Annotated in this window: 21 protein-coding genes; 9 read left to right on the top strand and 12 right to left on the bottom strand. The window is 69.5% G+C overall.

Going from position 1 to position 14,925, the window contains the following annotated elements:
- Positions 1 to 91 precede the first annotated feature (91 nt).
- The 8 genes from arfB to ACT3T9_RS16865 all read left to right on the top strand — a co-directional run bounded on the left by arfB (position 92) and on the right by ACT3T9_RS16865 (position 4,806).
- Positions 92 to 532, top strand: a complete 441-nt coding sequence (gene arfB / locus ACT3T9_RS16830; RefSeq protein ID WP_441445697.1) for an alternative ribosome rescue aminoacyl-tRNA hydrolase ArfB — start codon at positions 92 to 94, stop codon at positions 530 to 532.
- Positions 533 to 603: 71 nt separating this feature from the next.
- The gene (locus ACT3T9_RS16835) at positions 604 to 1,203 is read left to right on the top strand and encodes a 1-acyl-sn-glycerol-3-phosphate acyltransferase (protein ID WP_441445696.1); all 600 of its coding nucleotides are present in this window, start codon (positions 604 to 606) and stop codon (positions 1,201 to 1,203) included.
- A gap of 151 nt (positions 1,204 to 1,354) precedes the next feature.
- Complete coding sequence (locus ACT3T9_RS16840; RefSeq protein WP_441445695.1) at positions 1,355 to 1,558, top strand: hypothetical protein; 204 nt, start codon at positions 1,355 to 1,357, stop codon at positions 1,556 to 1,558.
- A 27-nt stretch (positions 1,559 to 1,585) separates the two neighbouring features.
- Entirely contained in the window at positions 1,586 to 2,209 is a 624-nt protein-coding gene (locus tag ACT3T9_RS16845) for a DUF3152 domain-containing protein (protein WP_441445694.1), read from the top strand.
- Between the two features lie 61 nt (positions 2,210 to 2,270).
- Positions 2,271 to 3,035 (top strand): dihydrofolate reductase family protein, encoded by a 765-nt coding sequence (locus ACT3T9_RS16850; RefSeq protein ID WP_441445693.1) that lies wholly within the window; start codon positions 2,271 to 2,273, stop codon positions 3,033 to 3,035.
- On the top strand, positions 3,028 to 3,537 hold the full coding sequence (locus ACT3T9_RS16855; RefSeq protein ID WP_441445692.1) for a flavin reductase family protein: 510 nt from the start codon (positions 3,028 to 3,030) through the stop codon (positions 3,535 to 3,537). Before ACT3T9_RS16850 ends, ACT3T9_RS16855 begins: the two co-directional genes overlap by 8 nt.
- Positions 3,538 to 3,779: 242 nt before the next feature.
- Positions 3,780 to 4,124 carry a TraR/DksA family transcriptional regulator gene (locus tag ACT3T9_RS16860; protein ID WP_441445691.1) on the top strand — a complete coding sequence of 115 codons (345 nt, stop codon included), beginning with the start codon at positions 3,780 to 3,782 and terminating at the stop codon, positions 4,122 to 4,124.
- A gap of 67 nt (positions 4,125 to 4,191) precedes the next feature.
- Positions 4,192 to 4,806, top strand: coding sequence for an NAD(P)-dependent oxidoreductase (locus tag ACT3T9_RS16865; RefSeq protein WP_444607113.1), 615 nt, complete (start codon positions 4,192 to 4,194; stop codon positions 4,804 to 4,806).
- Here ACT3T9_RS16865 and ACT3T9_RS16870 read toward each other — a convergent pair.
- From ACT3T9_RS16870 to ACT3T9_RS16920, 11 genes are all read right to left on the bottom strand, one after another.
- Positions 4,690 to 5,550 carry a phosphatase PAP2 family protein gene (locus tag ACT3T9_RS16870; RefSeq protein ID WP_441445689.1) on the bottom strand — a complete coding sequence of 287 codons (861 nt, stop codon included), beginning with the start codon at positions 5,548 to 5,550 and terminating at the stop codon, positions 4,690 to 4,692. The genes ACT3T9_RS16865 and ACT3T9_RS16870 overlap by 117 nt on opposite strands.
- A gap of 159 nt (positions 5,551 to 5,709) precedes the next feature.
- Positions 5,710 to 6,603 (bottom strand): amino acid ABC transporter permease, encoded by an 894-nt coding sequence (locus ACT3T9_RS16875; protein WP_444607114.1) that lies wholly within the window; start codon positions 6,601 to 6,603, stop codon positions 5,710 to 5,712.
- Positions 6,600 to 7,274 carry an amino acid ABC transporter permease gene (locus ACT3T9_RS16880; protein ID WP_441445687.1) on the bottom strand — a complete coding sequence of 225 codons (675 nt, stop codon included), beginning with the start codon at positions 7,272 to 7,274 and terminating at the stop codon, positions 6,600 to 6,602. The genes ACT3T9_RS16875 and ACT3T9_RS16880 overlap by 4 nt, the downstream gene beginning before the upstream one ends.
- A 189-nt stretch (positions 7,275 to 7,463) precedes the next feature.
- Positions 7,464 to 8,333: a glutamate ABC transporter substrate-binding protein gene (locus ACT3T9_RS16885; RefSeq protein WP_441445686.1), complete on the bottom strand. Its 870-nt coding sequence runs from the start codon at positions 8,331 to 8,333 to the stop codon at positions 7,464 to 7,466.
- A 60-nt stretch (positions 8,334 to 8,393) separates the two neighbouring features.
- On the bottom strand, positions 8,394 to 9,188 hold the full coding sequence (locus ACT3T9_RS16890) for an amino acid ABC transporter ATP-binding protein (RefSeq protein WP_444607115.1): 795 nt from the start codon (positions 9,186 to 9,188) through the stop codon (positions 8,394 to 8,396).
- Between the two features lie 292 nt (positions 9,189 to 9,480).
- Positions 9,481 to 10,233 (bottom strand): hypothetical protein, encoded by a 753-nt coding sequence (locus ACT3T9_RS16895; RefSeq protein ID WP_444592499.1) that lies wholly within the window; start codon positions 10,231 to 10,233, stop codon positions 9,481 to 9,483.
- Positions 10,234 to 10,246: 13 nt separating this feature from the next.
- On the bottom strand, positions 10,247 to 10,978 hold the full coding sequence (locus ACT3T9_RS16900) for a hypothetical protein (protein ID WP_444592498.1): 732 nt from the start codon (positions 10,976 to 10,978) through the stop codon (positions 10,247 to 10,249).
- Between the two features lie 153 nt (positions 10,979 to 11,131).
- Positions 11,132 to 11,587, bottom strand: a complete 456-nt coding sequence (locus tag ACT3T9_RS16905; RefSeq protein ID WP_444592497.1) for an OsmC family protein — start codon at positions 11,585 to 11,587, stop codon at positions 11,132 to 11,134.
- A 107-nt stretch (positions 11,588 to 11,694) separates the two neighbouring features.
- The gene (locus ACT3T9_RS16910; protein ID WP_444592496.1) at positions 11,695 to 12,030 is read right to left on the bottom strand and encodes a hypothetical protein; all 336 of its coding nucleotides are present in this window, start codon (positions 12,028 to 12,030) and stop codon (positions 11,695 to 11,697) included.
- A gap of 491 nt (positions 12,031 to 12,521) precedes the next feature.
- Positions 12,522 to 12,818 (bottom strand): hypothetical protein, encoded by a 297-nt coding sequence (locus ACT3T9_RS16915; protein ID WP_444592495.1) that lies wholly within the window; start codon positions 12,816 to 12,818, stop codon positions 12,522 to 12,524.
- Between the two features lie 26 nt (positions 12,819 to 12,844).
- Positions 12,845 to 13,822: an aldo/keto reductase gene (locus ACT3T9_RS16920; RefSeq protein WP_444592494.1), complete on the bottom strand. Its 978-nt coding sequence runs from the start codon at positions 13,820 to 13,822 to the stop codon at positions 12,845 to 12,847.
- A 111-nt stretch (positions 13,823 to 13,933) separates the two neighbouring features.
- On the opposite strand from ACT3T9_RS16920, the gene ACT3T9_RS16925 reads away from it, so the two are divergent.
- Positions 13,934 to 14,293, top strand: coding sequence for a hypothetical protein (locus ACT3T9_RS16925; RefSeq protein ID WP_441445676.1), 360 nt, complete (start codon positions 13,934 to 13,936; stop codon positions 14,291 to 14,293).
- Positions 14,294 to 14,474: 181 nt separating this feature from the next.
- Here the strand turns inward: ACT3T9_RS16925 and ACT3T9_RS16930 are convergent.
- On the bottom strand, positions 14,475 to 14,925 hold a 451-nt coding region (locus ACT3T9_RS16930; protein WP_444607116.1), incomplete at its 5' end, for a GNAT family N-acetyltransferase.

Consider the following 14,925-nt stretch of genomic DNA (forward strand, 5'->3'; position numbering starts at 1 on the left):
TGACCGGCAGCTCGCGTCAGGAGCGGTCGACGCGTGCAATCCCACGCTCCGGCCGGCGCCTTCCCGCCCGCCCGTCGGCCAGACTGGAGGTATGGACGATCTGCTGGTCACCCCGGGCCCCGGCGCACCGCGCGGCCTGCGGGTGCCGGCCGCTGAGCTGGACGAGCAGTTCTCCCACGCCTCCGGCCCCGGCGGGCAGGGAGTCAACACCACCGATTCCCGGGTGCAGCTGAGCCTGGACCTCGCCACCACCACCGCGCTCGACGCGGTCCAGCGGGCACGGATCCTGTCCCGGCTCTCCGGGAAGCTCGCGGGCACAGTCCTCACCGTGACCGCATCGGAGCAGCGCTCACAACGACAGAACCGCCGGGCGGCACGGGAGCGTCTCGCAGCACTGCTGCGGGAGGCTGTCGCCCCTCCCGTGGTGCGCCGGGCGACTCGCCCCACGAAGGGCTCGAAACGTCGGCGGCTCGAGGCGAAGAGCCGACGGGCGGACCTCAAACGCACCAGGCGCCGGCCCGGAGGGGAGTGATCTCCTGGAGATGCGGCGACGGCCTGCGCGTTCTGCTCCCTCGGCTCCCCCACCTCGTCTAGGTTGAGCCCATGCTCCGTCGCCTCCTCGCCCGCGCCTTCTGGGCCCTCAGCCCCTGGACGCTCGTCACCGAACCGGCTCCGCGCCAGCCCGCTGTCATCCTCGGCGCCCCGCACACCTCCAACTGGGACTTCGCGTTCATGCTCGCGATCTCCTGGAAGTTGCGGCTGCCGCTGCGCTGGCTGGGGAAGCACACGCTGTTCACTTCGTGGAGGGGCCCGATCATGCGGGCTCTGGGCGGGATCCCGGTGGACCGCTCGGACCCGAGCAAGGTGGTCGACGAAGTGGTGGCCCGGGTGCACGCCGGTGAGGTGTTCGGCCTGGTGGTCACGCCCGACGGGACCCGCGGCGCGCACACCCATTGGAAGTCCGGCTTCTACCGCATCGCCCGCACCACCGGGCTGCCGGTGGTGCTCGGATATGTGGACCGCACCACGATGACCGCCGGACTGGGCCCGAGCCTCGAACTCACCGGCGACATCGGTGCGGACATGGACCGGATCCGTGACTTCTACGCGGACAAGACCGGCTATCACCCGTCGATGCGGGTCGAACCGCGTCTGCGGGAAGAGGGCACGACCACGGACCCCGCATCTCCCGACCCCGCCTGAATCGAGCGGCCAGGAGCCCCGGCGTCGCGGGCACGGTGAGTCGATGCCGACGACGCGGCAGCTCATCGCCCCAGGCTATCAGGGTGGAGACCGCTTCCCGGGTCCCGCGTTTCTCCGTCGCGCAGCCGGTCCGGTCCTCTAGCGTGAGCCTGTGCCCCCGCCCTCCGCTCCTCGTCCCCAGCTCCGGCTCACCCGGCGCGGCCGGCTGGTCCGTTCCGGCCTGGTGCTGCTGCTGGTCGCGCTGCTGATCCTGGCGCTGGTCGCCGTGGTCCGGGCACTCGGCGGGGACGAGGACTCTCAGAACCCCGGCTCGAGCTCCCGCACCGCGTCCGCGACCGACGACGCCGGCGGCTAGGGCCCGTCGGATGCTGGCGGAGCGACCGTGGAGACGCTCACCCCGGAGGCCGAAGGCACCCCGGAGGCTGAAGGAGACGGCCCGGCCGACGAGGAGGCGATGGTGCGCACCGGCACCGTGGGCGCCGGCACCTGGACCTTCGCTCAGCCTTCCCCCGCGCCTGCAGCCGCGGAGGGTGCGACGGTGCGCACCTACGCCGTGCGGGTCGAGGACGGCATCGGAGTCAGTGCCGAGGAGGCTTCGGCGGAGATCGCCCGGGTCCTCGCCGATCCCCGTGGCTGGCAGGAGCTCGAAGGAGTGGCGTTCCATCAGCTGGCGACAGCCGAGGAGGCCGAGTTCACCATCTCACTGGGGTCCCCGCCCACCGTGGATGCGCTCTGCCTGCCGGCGAAGACCGGAGGGACCTGGAGCTGCCGCATCGGCCCGGACGTGGCGCTGAACTCGGACCGCTGGCTCCACGCCACCCCGACCTATGGCGACCTCACGGAGTACCGCGCCTACATGATCAATCACGAAGTGGGTCATCTCCTCGGCCACAGCCATGCCCAGTGCGGCGGAGCCGAGCAACCCGCGCCCGTGATGCTGCAGCAGTCCATGGACCTCGAAGGATGCGCGCCGAACGCCTGGCCTGCGACCAGCGCGACAGGCTGAGCGCCCGCTCCCCCCGCTGCACCGTCATCGCGTCCCGCAGCCGGCGGCGTAGGGTGCCCTGATGGAGCTCCTCGAGCACGGCGCGCACGTTCCCGACCCCCTCGAGCCTTACCTCGCTGTGGACCGCTCCCGACCCCGACATGAATGCTGGGTGACCGGGCACATGGTGGCCGGCCTGGACGGCACCGCCGCGATCGACGGGCGCGTCGGGGCCCTGTCCACCGCCCCCGACCAGTCGCTGTTCCGCCGCATGCGGCAGATCGCCGATGTGGTGCTGATCGGTGCCGAGACCGTGCGCCGCGAGGGCTACGCGCCGATCCGGCTGTCCGAGCAGGCACGCGAGCAGCGTCGGCTCAGCGGTCGTTCCGCGACCCCGCCGGTCGCGATCGTCAGCCGCAGCCTCGACCTGGATCTCACCGCGAGCGTCTTCGCGGGCGCGCCCGCGGACGCGCGGACCCTCGTCATCAGCTGCGCCGCCGCCGATCCGCGGCGCCTGGCCGCAGTGCGTGAGACGGCGACGGTGATCATCGCCGGCCAGGACCGGGTCGACCCGGCGACCGCGCTGCGCGCACTGGCCGAACGCGGAGATCGGGTGGTGCTGTGCGAGGGCGGCCCGCGATGGCTCGGCGAGCTGGTCGCCGCCGACCGCCTCGACGAGCTGTGCCTGTCCCTCTCCCCCCTGATGGGCGGGGACCCGCTGCCGGTCAGCGTCACCCCTCCGGGTGCACCGCTCAGCAGCTTCGCGCTGAAGGCCGCGATGGTCGAGGAGGACACGCTGTTCCTCCGCTACGAGACACTCCCGCGAAAGGGCTCAGCCGATGAATGACGACGCCTTCACACAGCTGATGGCCGCAGCCGATCCCGCGATGGTCGTGGTCACCACCGCGGCCGACGGTGAGCAGGCCGGCTGCCTGGTGGGCTTCCATGCGCAGTCGAGCATCTCGGCCGCGCACTACTGCCTGTGGCTGTCCAAGGCGAACCACACCTACCGGGTCGGGCTGCGGGCCACCCATTTCGCGATCCACTTCCTCACCGCCGAGGACCTCGACCTCGCGAAGCGCTTCGGGACCCTCTCCGGCGAGGACGAGGACAAGTTCTCCGGGCTCGAGATCAGCATCGACGAGAGCGGGGTCCCCCTCCTCGAAGCCTGCCCGCACCGGATGCTCGTCGAGCGACTCACCCTTCTCGACGACAGCGGGGACCATATGTGCGTCACCACGACGTTGCGCTCGGCCCGCTCGCCGAGTTATTTCGAGCCGCTGCGGATGTCCCAGGTCGCGCATCTGCGAGCGGGCCACGCGGCCGAGGAACGGGCGATCCGGCCCTGAGGCCACCGCCGGTTCGACGGCCCGGCGCGGGCCATTCGAAGTCAGATCCTGCGCCTCTCCCCGCCCGCGCTCACGGGTGAAGTCATGCGCTCTCGCCTGCCCCGCCCGGCGAGCGGGGGCGCGGGGCAACACGAGCACCCAGCCGCCGAGGGAAGATCTGTCATCAGCGCGACGGCGGGGCACACTGGGAGCAGCGCACCGGGGGCAGCAGCCTCTCGCCGCAGACCTGAAGGGAGCTCGCAATGGACTCGTCACCGTCACGGGCAGCGAGCATCGCGGCCCGTCGGCAGGAGGCGCTCGCGCGCCTGACGGACATCGAGCAGGAGCTCTTCGCGCTGCGGCGCACGCGCGAGGGCCTCAGCGACGATGATGAGCACGATCCCGACGGGGTCCCGCTGTCCGCCCAGTGGTCCCGGCTCGAAGGCCTGCGCCAGAACACGCTCGAGACTCTCGCCGCGATCGACGACGCGCACGCTCGCTGGTCGCGCGGCGAGGACGGCCGGTGCAGCGCCTGCGGTCGCCCCATCGCGCCGGCACGCCTGGTGGCCCGACCGGAGGCGACCACCTGCATCGACTGCGCGCCGTGAGCCCGCCGCACCCTGCGAGCAGGGTGGCTACGATTCACGCAGGCATCGATGACGGGAGGGGAATTCTGTGAAGATCACTGTGATCGGCGTCTCGACGGGCACTGGAGCGCTGCTGGCCTCCCTGGCGCATGAGCAGGGCCATGAGGTCACCGCGCTCTCCCGCCGCGGCGCAGCTCCCGCCGGTGCCCGCGCGCTCTCCGGCGACGCCCTGGCGCCGGGAATCGCCGCTGAGGCCGTGGCCGGCGCCGATGCCGTGGTGGTGACCGTCGGCGGAGCCAAGGGTGTCCCTCACCAGCGCGCCGCCGTGACCAGGGCGGTGGTCACCGCGATGCAGGCCGCGGGCGCCCGCCGACTCGTCGTGCAGTCCTCGCTGGGAGCGGGAGACTCCGGCTCTCAGCTGCCCGGCATCGTCGGGTGGGCCATGAAGACTCTGCTCGCGAAGCCGCTGGCCGACCATGACGAGCAGGAATCGGCGGTGGTCGAGTCCGGGCTGGACTGGACGCTGGTGCGTCCGACAGGTCTCACGAACGGGCACGCCTCCGGGGCATGGCGCGCACTCGAGCCCTCAGAGCAGGGAACCCTGCGCGGGTCGATCTCCCGCAGCGATCTGGCCGCCCTGCTGCTGGACGTGCTCGCGGATGACTCGACGATCGGCAGGAAGCTCGGTGTGAGCGCCCGGTGAGGTGCGCCGCGCTGCCGTCGCGTCCCCCGAGCGCCGATCCGCCTCGACCAGCAGTCGCAGGAGCAGACCGCCGGCGAGGAGACCGCCGTTGAGGTCGGTCATCCAGTGCCAGCCGAGCAGGAAGGACACGCTCACGGAGTTCACGCAGAGCAGCACCACGATCCAGCGCAGGTTCCGCACCACATGCTGGGAAGCGCTGCTGTAGTGCGAGATCAGGTGCACGGCCGTGCCGTAGATCAGCACCGCCTCCGCGGCGTGACCTGAGGGGAAGCTGATCCCCAGGGTGCCCATCTCGAGCAGGCCCGCTTCGAAGAAGCGGGGGTCACCCGTGGAGGACGCTCCGCGGCCGAGCAGCACCTTGAGCGTTCCCACCCCGCCGAGGAAGCCCGCCTCGGCGAGCAGGGCGATCACGACCGGTCGCCACGAGCGCCGTCGTCGTGCGAGAACGATCGCGACTATTGCCAGCACGGGCAGGCACACGGCTTGGCCGGCGATCCGGTCCAACACGTTCTGGGCGAACGCCAGGGAGGACGGGTCGATCTGCACGAGCCAGCGCCGCGCCAGGAGCCGGTCCACTTCCTGCAGGGGGCCCACCGCCAGCAGGCTCACCGCGACCAGGGCGAGGAGAAGAGCCGGGACCGACGTCACCCGGTCGAACCAGCTCAGATCGAGTTCCCTGAGCGGACGCCGGTCGAGCGGGGTGTCGATCATGGCGTCGGTCGAAATCTGGGTATCGGCGACCATCGTCGAGAAAGCCTAGGAGACTCCCCGGACGGAGAAAAATGGCCGGGCCTCTCGTCGAGCACGGTGCGCGGGAGATCACAGGATCTGCGGCACGCTCGGCGCCGTCCCGCGGTCTCTCATGTCGCGTCTTGCCCCATGGTGCAGACCATGGCGCTCACGTCACTTCACGTCCAGCCCCATGGTGGAGACCATCGTGGTGGACGTGGTCGGGGCCGTGGAGCCGCCGGTACGGGAGGACAGCATCCCCGCCAGCCAGGTCGCGACCTTGGTGAGCAGGTAGTTGATCACGATGAAGATCAGCGCTGCGACCACGAGGGTCTGGAAGATGTTGGAGTAGCCCGAGCCCAGCTGGCGGGAGTACTGCAGCAGTTCGTAGAAGCCGATCAGGAAGCCGAGCGCGGAGTCCTTCAGGATCACCACGAACTGACTGAGCAGCGATGGGAGCATGGCGGTGAGGGCCTGCGGCACCTCGATGATCCGCAGCGACTGGTTGCGCGTCATGCCGACGGCGGCGGCTGCCTCCCGCTGCCCCTTCGGCAACGAATGCACTCCGGAGCGGATGAGCTCGGCGATGACCGCCCCGTTGTAGAGGGTCAGCCCGATGATCACCGCGAAGTAGGCGGAGTCCTCCGAGGCGAAGAGCCCCGTCGGCGCGATCCGCCGGGAGAGGAAGAAGTACAGGAAGAACATCATCACCAGCACCGGCACCGCGCGGAGGAACTCCACGACCACGCTCGAAGCGACGCGGATGATCGCGAACGGGGCCAGCCGCAGGAAGCCGAACACCAGACCGAAGACGGTCGCGGTGATCACGGCGATGCCCGAGGACTGCAGGGTGAACTGCAGACCAGGGAGGTAGTAGTTCGTCCACGCGTTGCCGTTCAGCGCGTTCGCCCACTGATGCGGCGCCAGCTGCCCCTGCCGATCCAGCTGCAGCAGCACCAGCGCCCCGATCGCCAGGATCACCGCGAGAGCGATCAGGTTCGTCAGCAGAACATTGCGCTTGGCCCGCGGGCCGGGCGCGTCGAAGAGGATGCCCGCCTGCGCGCTCATCGGGCCACCGCCAGCTTGTCGGAGAGCCAGGTCGTGAGGATGCCCATGGGGATGACGATCAAGCAGAAGCCGATCGCGATGGTGAGGAAGATGTAGACCATGAGGTTGGGGTTGAACTCGATCATCGTGCTCATCAGGCCCGAAGCCTCGGCCACAGAGGCGGCAGCGGCGACGGTGGTGTTTTTGGTCAGGGCGATCAGGGTGTTGCCCAGGGGCGTGATCGCGCCGCGCAGCGCCTGCGGGAGCACCACGATCCGGGCCGCTGGCAGGAAGGTGAGGCCGATGGCCCGCGCGGCCTCCACCTGGCCGAGCGGCACCGTGTTCACGCCCGAGCGGATCGCCTCACAGACGAACGCGGCGTGATAGATCGTCAGGGCGATCACGGCGTAGGTGAAGAAGTTCAGGTCGAAGCTCGAGAAGAACTCGACCTTCAGCTGGCCCCAGACCGCGAGCACACCGAGCACCATGATGATCGTCAGCGGGGTGTTGCGGACGATGTTGATGTACGCGGTGCCGACGGCGCGGAAGGAAGCCACCGGCGAGATCCGGAACAGAGCCAGGACTGTGCCCAGGAGGAAGGAGCCGACGGCGGCTATCGCCGTCAGCTTGATGTTCATCCAGAAGGCGCCGAGCACGTCGTACTCGGCGAAGAGTTCGAGGAATCCGTTCATGTGCTTCCTGTCTGGGTGGCCCATGGCCCAGGGCAGGGACCGTCCGGCGCCGGGGCGGACGGCGGCAGGTCGGGCAGATGCCCTTCCTGCCGCCGTCACGAGGTGCGGCGGGGCCCCGCAGTACGGCGGGACCGCGAAGTGCAGCGAGACTGCGAAGTGCAGCGAAGCTGCGAGGTGCGGCGGGGCCGCTCAGTCGTCGCAGGACTCGAGCTCGGACTCGGGTCCGCTGTTCAGCTCCTCGTCGGGGGTGTACCCGGTGCCCTCGGTGGCGGTGTCCAGCGCTTCCTGCCAGGCCCCGTCTTCCTTCATCTTCGTGATGGCGGCGTTGATGTCCTCGCACTTGTCGGAGCCGGTGGGGATGCCGACGCCGTAACGCTCCACCGAGAAGGTGTTGCCCACGACCTTGAACTTGCCGGTGTTCTCCGGGGTGGCAGCGAGTCCGGCGAGGATGATGTCGTCCGTGGTCACGGCGTCCACCTGCCCGGATTCGAGGTAGGTGACGCACTCGGCGTAGCCACCCTGCTCGACCAGCTCCACGCCCTGGGAGAAGTCGTCCTTGATCTTCTGAGCGGAGGTCGAGCCGGTGACCGAGCAGAGGTTCTTGCCGTCCAGGACGTCGGGTCCGGTGATCTCGGTGTCGTCGGCGCGGACCAGGAGATCCTGGCCGGCCACGAAGTAGGGGCCGGCGAAGTCGACGCGCTCGTCACGCTCGTCGGTGATGGAGTAGGACGCGAGGATCATGTCGACCTCGCCGCCCTCGAGGGCGTTCTCCCGGTTGGCCGAAGGGGTCTGGACCCATTCGATCTGGTCCGCGCCGTAGCCGAGCTCTCCGGCCACATACTTCGCGACCTCGACGTCGAAGCCGGTGGGGTCGCCGTCCCCCTCGCGGAAGCCGAGACCCGGCTGATCGAACTTGATGCCGATGCGGAGGCTCTCGCCGCCGCTCTCACCGCCACCGCCACCACCGCCCTCGTCGCCGGACTGCGAGGGGGCGCAGGCGGACATGACCAGTACGGCTGCGGCGGCGATCGCCGCTGCTGATGCGAGCTTCTTGCGCATGGTTCCTCCAGTTGGGTGGGGAGTGATGGTGCGGTGCAAAAGACGATTCACGCGGGGTGTTCAGTGCGCCAGGATCTTTCCGAGGAAATTCTTGGCGCGGTCGTGCTGCGGGTCGGTGAAGAAGGTCTCCGGATCGGTGTCCTCGAGGATCCGCCCTTCGTCCATGAAGATGACGCGGTCCCCGGCCTTCCGGGCGAAGCCCATCTCGTGGGTGACCACGACCATGGTCATTCCCTCGCGGGCGAGCTGGACCATGACGTCCAGGACCTCCTGCACCATCTCCGGGTCCAGCGCGGAGGTGGGCTCGTCGAACAGCATGACCTTCGGCTTCATCGCCAGGGCCCGGGCGATGGCCACCCGCTGCTGCTGACCGCCGGACAGCTCGGCCGGCATCTTCTTGGCCTGCGCGGACACCCCGACGCGCTCCAGCAGCGCCATGGCCTCCTTGGTGGCCTCAGCCTTCTTGATGCCCTTGACCTTTATCGGGCCGACCGTGACGTTCTCCAGGATCGACTTGTGGGCGAAGAGGTTGAAGGACTGGAACACCATCCCGACCTCGGCGCGCAGCGTGGCGAGCGCCTTGCCCTCCTCGGGCAGCACCTTGCCGTCGATGCTGATGGTCCCGCCCTCGTCGATGGTCTCGAGTCGGTTGATGGTCCGACACAGAGTGGACTTGCCCGATCCCGACGGGCCGATCACGATCGCCACCTGTCCTTCGGGGATGGTCAGGGTGATGTCAGTGAGGGCCTGGAAGGAGCCGAAGTGCTTGTTGACGCCCGTCAGTTCGACGAGCGGGCGCTTCGAGGTCGCGGCGGCGGCAGCGACGCCCTCCGACTCCGGTGTGGTCTGCGTCATAGCGCCGAGAGTATCTGGTCCGCCCCAGCATTCCCCGAGGTCGCAGTCACCTTGACCAAATCGTTGTCTCCGCGGCGTGGCCGTCGCCGCGACAGCCTGCCCGAGGCTGGCTCCGTCGCCAGCCACGTGTCCCTCCGCTGTGCGGCCCGGGCGAGGAGGCCGCGTCTCGCCGACTGCTCCCGACCGATGCGGCTCATCCCACGCTGACCGACCATTGCCGTCCCGTCCGGGTCCTCGGGATCGATCGAGGAGAGGATGGAGTAGTTCCCACCGTGCTCGTACCCCCACCAGCTCAGCAGGGAGGCGTGCAACAGCCCGGCCGGCGTCTCTTCGGGAGGTCGCGCAGACCGACCACTCCCCCTCGCTCGAGGTCCTGGCACTGCCCATACAGGACATGGAGCACCTCGTAGAACTCCTCCATGAGCTCCCTGGCGCGGGCCTCTGTGGAGATGAGGAGATATTCCTCGTTCTCGATGATCTGCTTCAGCGATTCGGGGACCCGGCGATATCCACGCTGGTCAGATGCCAGTGCCCGCAGCTGCTCGACGTAGGCATCGAGCACCTTGAGATATTTGCTCCCGGCGAGCCGCTGCACGGCCATGATCCGAGCGCTTCGGCATCGTCGGGAGATCTCGTTCGCGAGCCTCGCGCAGAAGATCCTGCAAGCCTCTGTGTCGGCAGGACCCACGGCTCCGAAGATCTCCCTGAACTGCAGCACGTCGGCCTTCGACTCCAGGAGATCGGCGCCGTTGCGCCATGCCCGGTGCCGATGGGCGATGAGGAGCCCCTCACCGTAGGGGCGGCGGAACTCGACTCCGTCCGCCTGCTGCAGCTCCGGGCTCCAGGCGCCGTCGGACCGGCCTGGGTCCCACGCCCAGAAGGTCAGGATCTCAGCGATCTTCTCGACCTCTGCGGCGAGCCCTTCGGCGGAGCACAGCAGGCGGCCGGGTGCATCGAACAGTTCCAGGAGCACCCTGCCGTCTGCGCGGAGCCTCACCCGGAGCTCGGTCGCCGGAGTGCGTCCAGTAGCGGGAGCTCGGCTCATGGCATCGGCTCCTTCATGCATTTCTGCGCCTCGGAGGCAGATCGCGCAGCCCGACGATTCCCGCGCGATCGAGGTCCTGAGTCTGCTGGTACATGACCTCGAGCACCTCATAGAACTCAGCCATGAGGCGGCGGACTCGAACGTCCTCCGCGAGGAAGAGATACCCCTCGTCACGTACGAGCATCTGCAGCTCTTTCGGGACCCGGTGATAGCCCTGCTGGTCCGATGCCAGTCCTCGCAGCTGATCGACGTAGGACTCGAGCACCGGGCGGTATGCACCGCCAGCGAGTCGCTGCTCCGCCAGTGACAGTCCGCTCCGGCACCGAGTGCGCACCGCGTCGGCCAACTTTCTGCAGAACTCCTCGCAGCCTGCACGATCGGTGGGACGCACAGCTCCGAAGAACTCCGCGAAGCCGTGCTCATCCTTCGCCGGCAGCAGCCTGGCGCGGTTCCACTCCTGGTTGCGCTGATCGGAGATGAACAGCGCCCGGTGAGAGGGGCGGGAGAAGGCCTCCGCGTCTGCCTGCAGCAGCTCGGGGCTCCAGGTGCCGCCCGGCCCGCCCGCATCGCACGCCCAGGACACGAGGATCTCCGCGATCTCCTCCGCCCCCTCAGCGATGCTCACCGCGGAGCACAGCCGAACATCCCGTCGCCCGACGAGCTCGAGGAGGACTCTGCCGTCGGCGCGGAGCCGGACCCAGAGATCCCTCGCCGGGATCCGCGCGCCGCCCGAGGACCCGCTCATGCCGCCTCGCAGCATGACGGCTGCGGGGCCGACGGGCGGGCGGGCTTCGCCCCGGTGGGCAGTCGCTCCAAGGGTGCTCCTCGAGGGGTACGCCGCGCATGCTGGGCGCGGAGCCGAGAGCCTATCGGCCACGCTTTCCGCGAACGGCACACCTCAGGCGATGATCTCGAACTCCGGCTCGATGGTGATCGTGCTGCGCAGGGAGTTCGCGATGAAGCAGCGCTCGTGCGCCTGCTCGACCAGGTCCTGCAGCGTCGCCGCGTCCGTGCCGCGGGCGCGGATCCGCGGGCGCAGCACCATCTCGGTGATCGACATCGGCTCGGAGTCTTCGGGCATCACCCCGGAAGCGGCATCCTCGTAGGAGACGATGTCGACGCCCGCGCGGGCGGAAGCGCCGAGGAAGGACAACATCTGGCAGGAGCTCGCCGCGACCACGAGCAGCTGCTCAGGGTTCGCCAGCGCCGGGTCCCCGCGGAAGGCCGGGTCGGCACTGAGAGTCATGTCGACCCCGGGGGCCACGCTCACATGATGTTCGCGGGAGTAGGAGCGGATCCCCTCACCGGTGCTTCCCGTCCAGCTGAGCTGCGCGTCGTACTCGTGGGTGTACATGTGGCCATCGTAAGGAGGGAGGGCGGTGTACCGGTCCAGGCGTCCGGATGCGCGTCCAGCCCGCAGCGCTCGTGCCGCTTCTGAGACCGCCCCTCCCCCGTGGCCGTTCAGCGACCGAAGATCCTCCGCAGCGCCGCCCCGAGCCCACGGCCGGTCGCTGGCTCCGCCAGTACCTCGAGGCGCCGGGCCTCCGCCTCGTCCTCGGCGACGAGCTCGGCCGCGTACTCGTTCGCCCTGTCGAAGGCGCCGAGCCTCTCACTCAGCTCTCCGAGCACGAGCAGGTCGATATGAATCCCGGTGGCCCGTCCCTGCGCGTCACGGGTCTCGAGCACGGGGAAGAGACGGTGGGCGCGCGCGATCAGCATCGCGATGTTCTCGCCGTCGCTCGCGCCCGGGAGGGCGGCGAGGAGCGTGCCGAGCGGGCCGTCGACCTCGATGTCCATCCGGCTGTACCAGCCCTCGCCCCCCCTCGGGTCTGAGCACCTCCTCCAGCCAGCGATCGGCCTCCGACGGCACGCTATGGGCACTCGCCTCCGCGTCCGCCATCGCCACCGTCGCGAACCGTGACGTCCCGACGCCGTACAGGCCTCTCACCCCAGCGATGCCGCCGATGGGCTGCTCGTCCAGGTCAAGGCTGTCCCGCTCGAAGACGGCCGGGTGCACGGAGACGGTCGGCTCCTCGGAGAGGATCAGGCTGAGCGAGACCTCGCGACAACCGCGGTACTCGTAGTGCTCGGGGACCCGGGCGATCGTCACCGCGACGGGGTGGTCGCCAGGCGGGATGGGCACCACATTCGGGAACTGGAGCCACAAGGCATCACACACGGCGAGCCGACCCGAGGGCACGCGGAGGGTGCCGAGCTCGGTCACCTCGAGAGTCGCAGGCTGCCCGTCGGGGAGGAGGACCTCGCCAGATCTCAGGGAGAACAGGCCGTCAATGCGCATGGCGGGTGTCCTTCTGGTCCCGACGATCAGGGCGTTCGATGCCCCGGGCAGGGCGGTCCCACTGCCGGATGAAGCTCGGCTCACCATAGCCGCCTCGCGCACTCCCTCCGAGGCGCGCCCGAGGGTCGGCACGGTCGGTGGAGGCGACCACCAGATCCCCGCAGTGGCTGATCGTCTCGAACCTGCCGGTGACCTCCCCGGACCCGAGGGAAGTGGCGTCCCCGGCGATGACGCGCTGGAGGTAGATCCGCCCTGACTCGCTGCTGACGATCGACCACCCGAGCATAGTCTGAGAAAGCAGTCGCGCCCCGCTCAGCGGCGGGACGCGGCGAAGGTCGAGTGGCCGGGGCCCGAACCCGGGGCCACGACGGTGTCGATCGCGTCGAGCTCCTCCGCCGTCGGCTCCCACTCCACGGCGCGTGCGTTCGCAGCGACCTGCTCGGGGCGGGTCGCACCGGCGATGACGGTGTCCACCGCGGACTGGGCACGCAGGCCTCCGAGCGCGATCTCGAGCATGCTGCGACCGGACTCCTCGGAGAGCGTCCGGAAGCCCTCGACCACGTCCCAGCGGGCGTTGTCGAAGCGGGCCGTCTCGGTGGCGAGACGGCTGCCCTCGGGGGCGCCGCCCGTCTGCGAGTACTTGCCGGTGAGCAGCCCGTAGGCGAGCGGGAAGTAGGGCAGCAGGCTCATCCCGAAGTGCTCGAGAGCGGGGACCAGTTCGGCCTCGGCGCTGCGGTTGTACAGGGAGTACTCGTTCTGGGCGGTGATGAACGCGGGCGCCCCCACCGCAGAGGCGAGGTGCGCGGCGTCGGCGACCTCCCAGGCCGCGAGGTTCGAGCAGCCGAGGTAGCGCACCTTGCCGGAGCGGACCAGGTCGCCGAGGGCGTCGAGCGTCTCCTCCATGGGTGTGATGCGGTCCGGGGAGTGGAGCTGGAAGAGGTCGATGTGGTCGGTGCCGAGGCGGCGCAGGGATCCCTCGACCGCGCGGAGGATGTAGCCGCGGCTGGCTCGGTTCGCCCGCGCTCCGGGATAGGTCTCCCCCATGTCCATGCCGAACTTGGTCGCGATCACGACCTCTTCGCGCCGAGCCCCGAGCGCCTTCCCGAGCATCGTCTCGGACTCGCCGATGCCGTACGTGTCGGCGGTGTCGAAGAAGGTCACGCCCTCATCGAGTGCGGCCCGGACGACGGCGGTGGCCGCGTCCTGGTCGATCCGGCGCCCGAAGGCGTTGCATCCGATACCGAGTGCCGAGACGACGAGACCGCTGGAGCCGAGGGAGTCATAGCGCATCGCCCCAGGCTATCGCGCAGATGGCAGTCTCCGGCAGTCGGTCTCGTCCGCCCGTCGGTGCGAAGGGTTACGGTGTGCATCCGACGGACCGACGCGAGACGGGGACGACCGATGGCACGGAAGAAGAAGACGCCGGAGGAGGTGGCGGACGAGCAGCGGCGGTACGCGCTCGCCGCCAGCGCGACCACCGATGAGGAGCTCGCACCGTTCCTCAGCGACACCAACCAGGCGATCCGCAATGACGCGGCGGCGAATCGGCACGCGAGCGCGGCACTGCTCGCCCGATTCGCGCATGACAAGTTCTGGAGCACCCGGGTCGTCGTGGCGCAGCACCCCAATACCTCTCGCGAGACGGTGATCGGGCTCCTCGAGCCCGACCCGAGGCGTCGCGGGGTCGTCCACCATGCCGCGCGCGAGCGGCTCGAGTCGGAGGGCGTCGAGTTCGGCGAGGATCAGATGCCGCTGGGCTGAGACGGCACGCGAGTATCGTCACCCGCGCGGTCCCGGGGTGCGTGGTCACTGCGGGGCCAGCTGGGCGATCTCACCGCAACCATCGCGTCAGTGCGTCGGCCCTTCGCCACCGAGGTCGGTGACCGCGATCGACGTGCCCTCGCGCTCCAGATCCGCGTGTCATCTGGTTCAGGGGCACGCCTCAACGTCGCTCCGCTCCCTCGTGAATCCGACCGGTGGGCAGCGGTTTCACCATGATCAGGCAGGGAGTGCCTTCGCCCCACAGCTCGGTCTCCTCCAGCGGCAGGAAGCCCTGCTTCTCGTAGAAGTGCCGGGTGCGTGCATAGGCAGGGTCAGGATGCGATGCACCGAGGGTCTTCACCTCCAGCAGCCGCACGCCCCGGGCACGGGCATCGGCCTCGAGGGCGGAGAGCATCGCCGTACCGATGCCAGCCCCGTGCGCGGCGCGCTCCACGACGATCAGGTGCACCTCGGCGGCCGACGGGAAGTGACGATCCACCAGAGTGACGCCGACGACAACATCCGAGGCGTCGCGGACGGTCCAGGTCTCTTTGGTACGGGCGGCCTCGACGTACTCGGCGTTCGACTCGGGACGGCCGAACCATTCGGGCACGGTGACGAGCAGGCGGGCC

The sequence above is a fragment of the Brachybacterium sp. AOP29-B2-41 genome (assembly GCF_052378395.1).
GTDB lineage: Bacteria > Actinomycetota > Actinomycetes > Actinomycetales > Dermabacteraceae > Brachybacterium.

Excerpts from the sequence above, each read along its gene's own strand:
- arfB (WP_441445697.1), top strand. The coding sequence starts at position 92 with ATGGACGATCTGCTGGTCACCCCGGGCCCCGGCGCACCGCGCGGCCTG.
- ACT3T9_RS16835 (WP_441445696.1), top strand. The coding sequence starts at position 604 with ATGCTCCGTCGCCTCCTCGCCCGCGCCTTCTGGGCCCTCAGCCCCTGG.
- ACT3T9_RS16850 (WP_441445693.1), top strand. The coding sequence starts at position 2,271 with ATGGAGCTCCTCGAGCACGGCGCGCACGTTCCCGACCCCCTCGAGCCT.
- ACT3T9_RS16855 (WP_441445692.1), top strand. The coding sequence starts at position 3,028 with ATGAATGACGACGCCTTCACACAGCTGATGGCCGCAGCCGATCCCGCG.
- ACT3T9_RS16860 (WP_441445691.1), top strand. The coding sequence starts at position 3,780 with ATGGACTCGTCACCGTCACGGGCAGCGAGCATCGCGGCCCGTCGGCAG.
- ACT3T9_RS16870 (WP_441445689.1), bottom strand. The coding sequence starts at position 5,550 with ATGGTCGCCGATACCCAGATTTCGACCGACGCCATGATCGACACCCCG.
- ACT3T9_RS16875 (WP_444607114.1), bottom strand. The coding sequence starts at position 6,603 with ATGAGCGCGCAGGCGGGCATCCTCTTCGACGCGCCCGGCCCGCGGGCC.
- ACT3T9_RS16880 (WP_441445687.1), bottom strand. The coding sequence starts at position 7,274 with ATGAACGGATTCCTCGAACTCTTCGCCGAGTACGACGTGCTCGGCGCC.
- ACT3T9_RS16885 (WP_441445686.1), bottom strand. The coding sequence starts at position 8,333 with ATGCGCAAGAAGCTCGCATCAGCAGCGGCGATCGCCGCCGCAGCCGTA.
- ACT3T9_RS16890 (WP_444607115.1), bottom strand. The coding sequence starts at position 9,188 with ATGACGCAGACCACACCGGAGTCGGAGGGCGTCGCTGCCGCCGCCGCG.
- ACT3T9_RS16895 (WP_444592499.1), bottom strand. The coding sequence starts at position 10,233 with ATGAGCCGAGCTCCCGCTACTGGACGCACTCCGGCGACCGAGCTCCGG.
- ACT3T9_RS16900 (WP_444592498.1), bottom strand. The coding sequence starts at position 10,978 with ATGAGCGGGTCCTCGGGCGGCGCGCGGATCCCGGCGAGGGATCTCTGG.
- ACT3T9_RS16905 (WP_444592497.1), bottom strand. The coding sequence starts at position 11,587 with ATGTACACCCACGAGTACGACGCGCAGCTCAGCTGGACGGGAAGCACC.
- ACT3T9_RS16910 (WP_444592496.1), bottom strand. The coding sequence starts at position 12,030 with ATGGACATCGAGGTCGACGGCCCGCTCGGCACGCTCCTCGCCGCCCTC.
- ACT3T9_RS16915 (WP_444592495.1), bottom strand. The coding sequence starts at position 12,818 with ATGCTCGGGTGGTCGATCGTCAGCAGCGAGTCAGGGCGGATCTACCTC.
- ACT3T9_RS16920 (WP_444592494.1), bottom strand. The coding sequence starts at position 13,822 with ATGCGCTATGACTCCCTCGGCTCCAGCGGTCTCGTCGTCTCGGCACTC.
- ACT3T9_RS16925 (WP_441445676.1), top strand. The coding sequence starts at position 13,934 with ATGGCACGGAAGAAGAAGACGCCGGAGGAGGTGGCGGACGAGCAGCGG.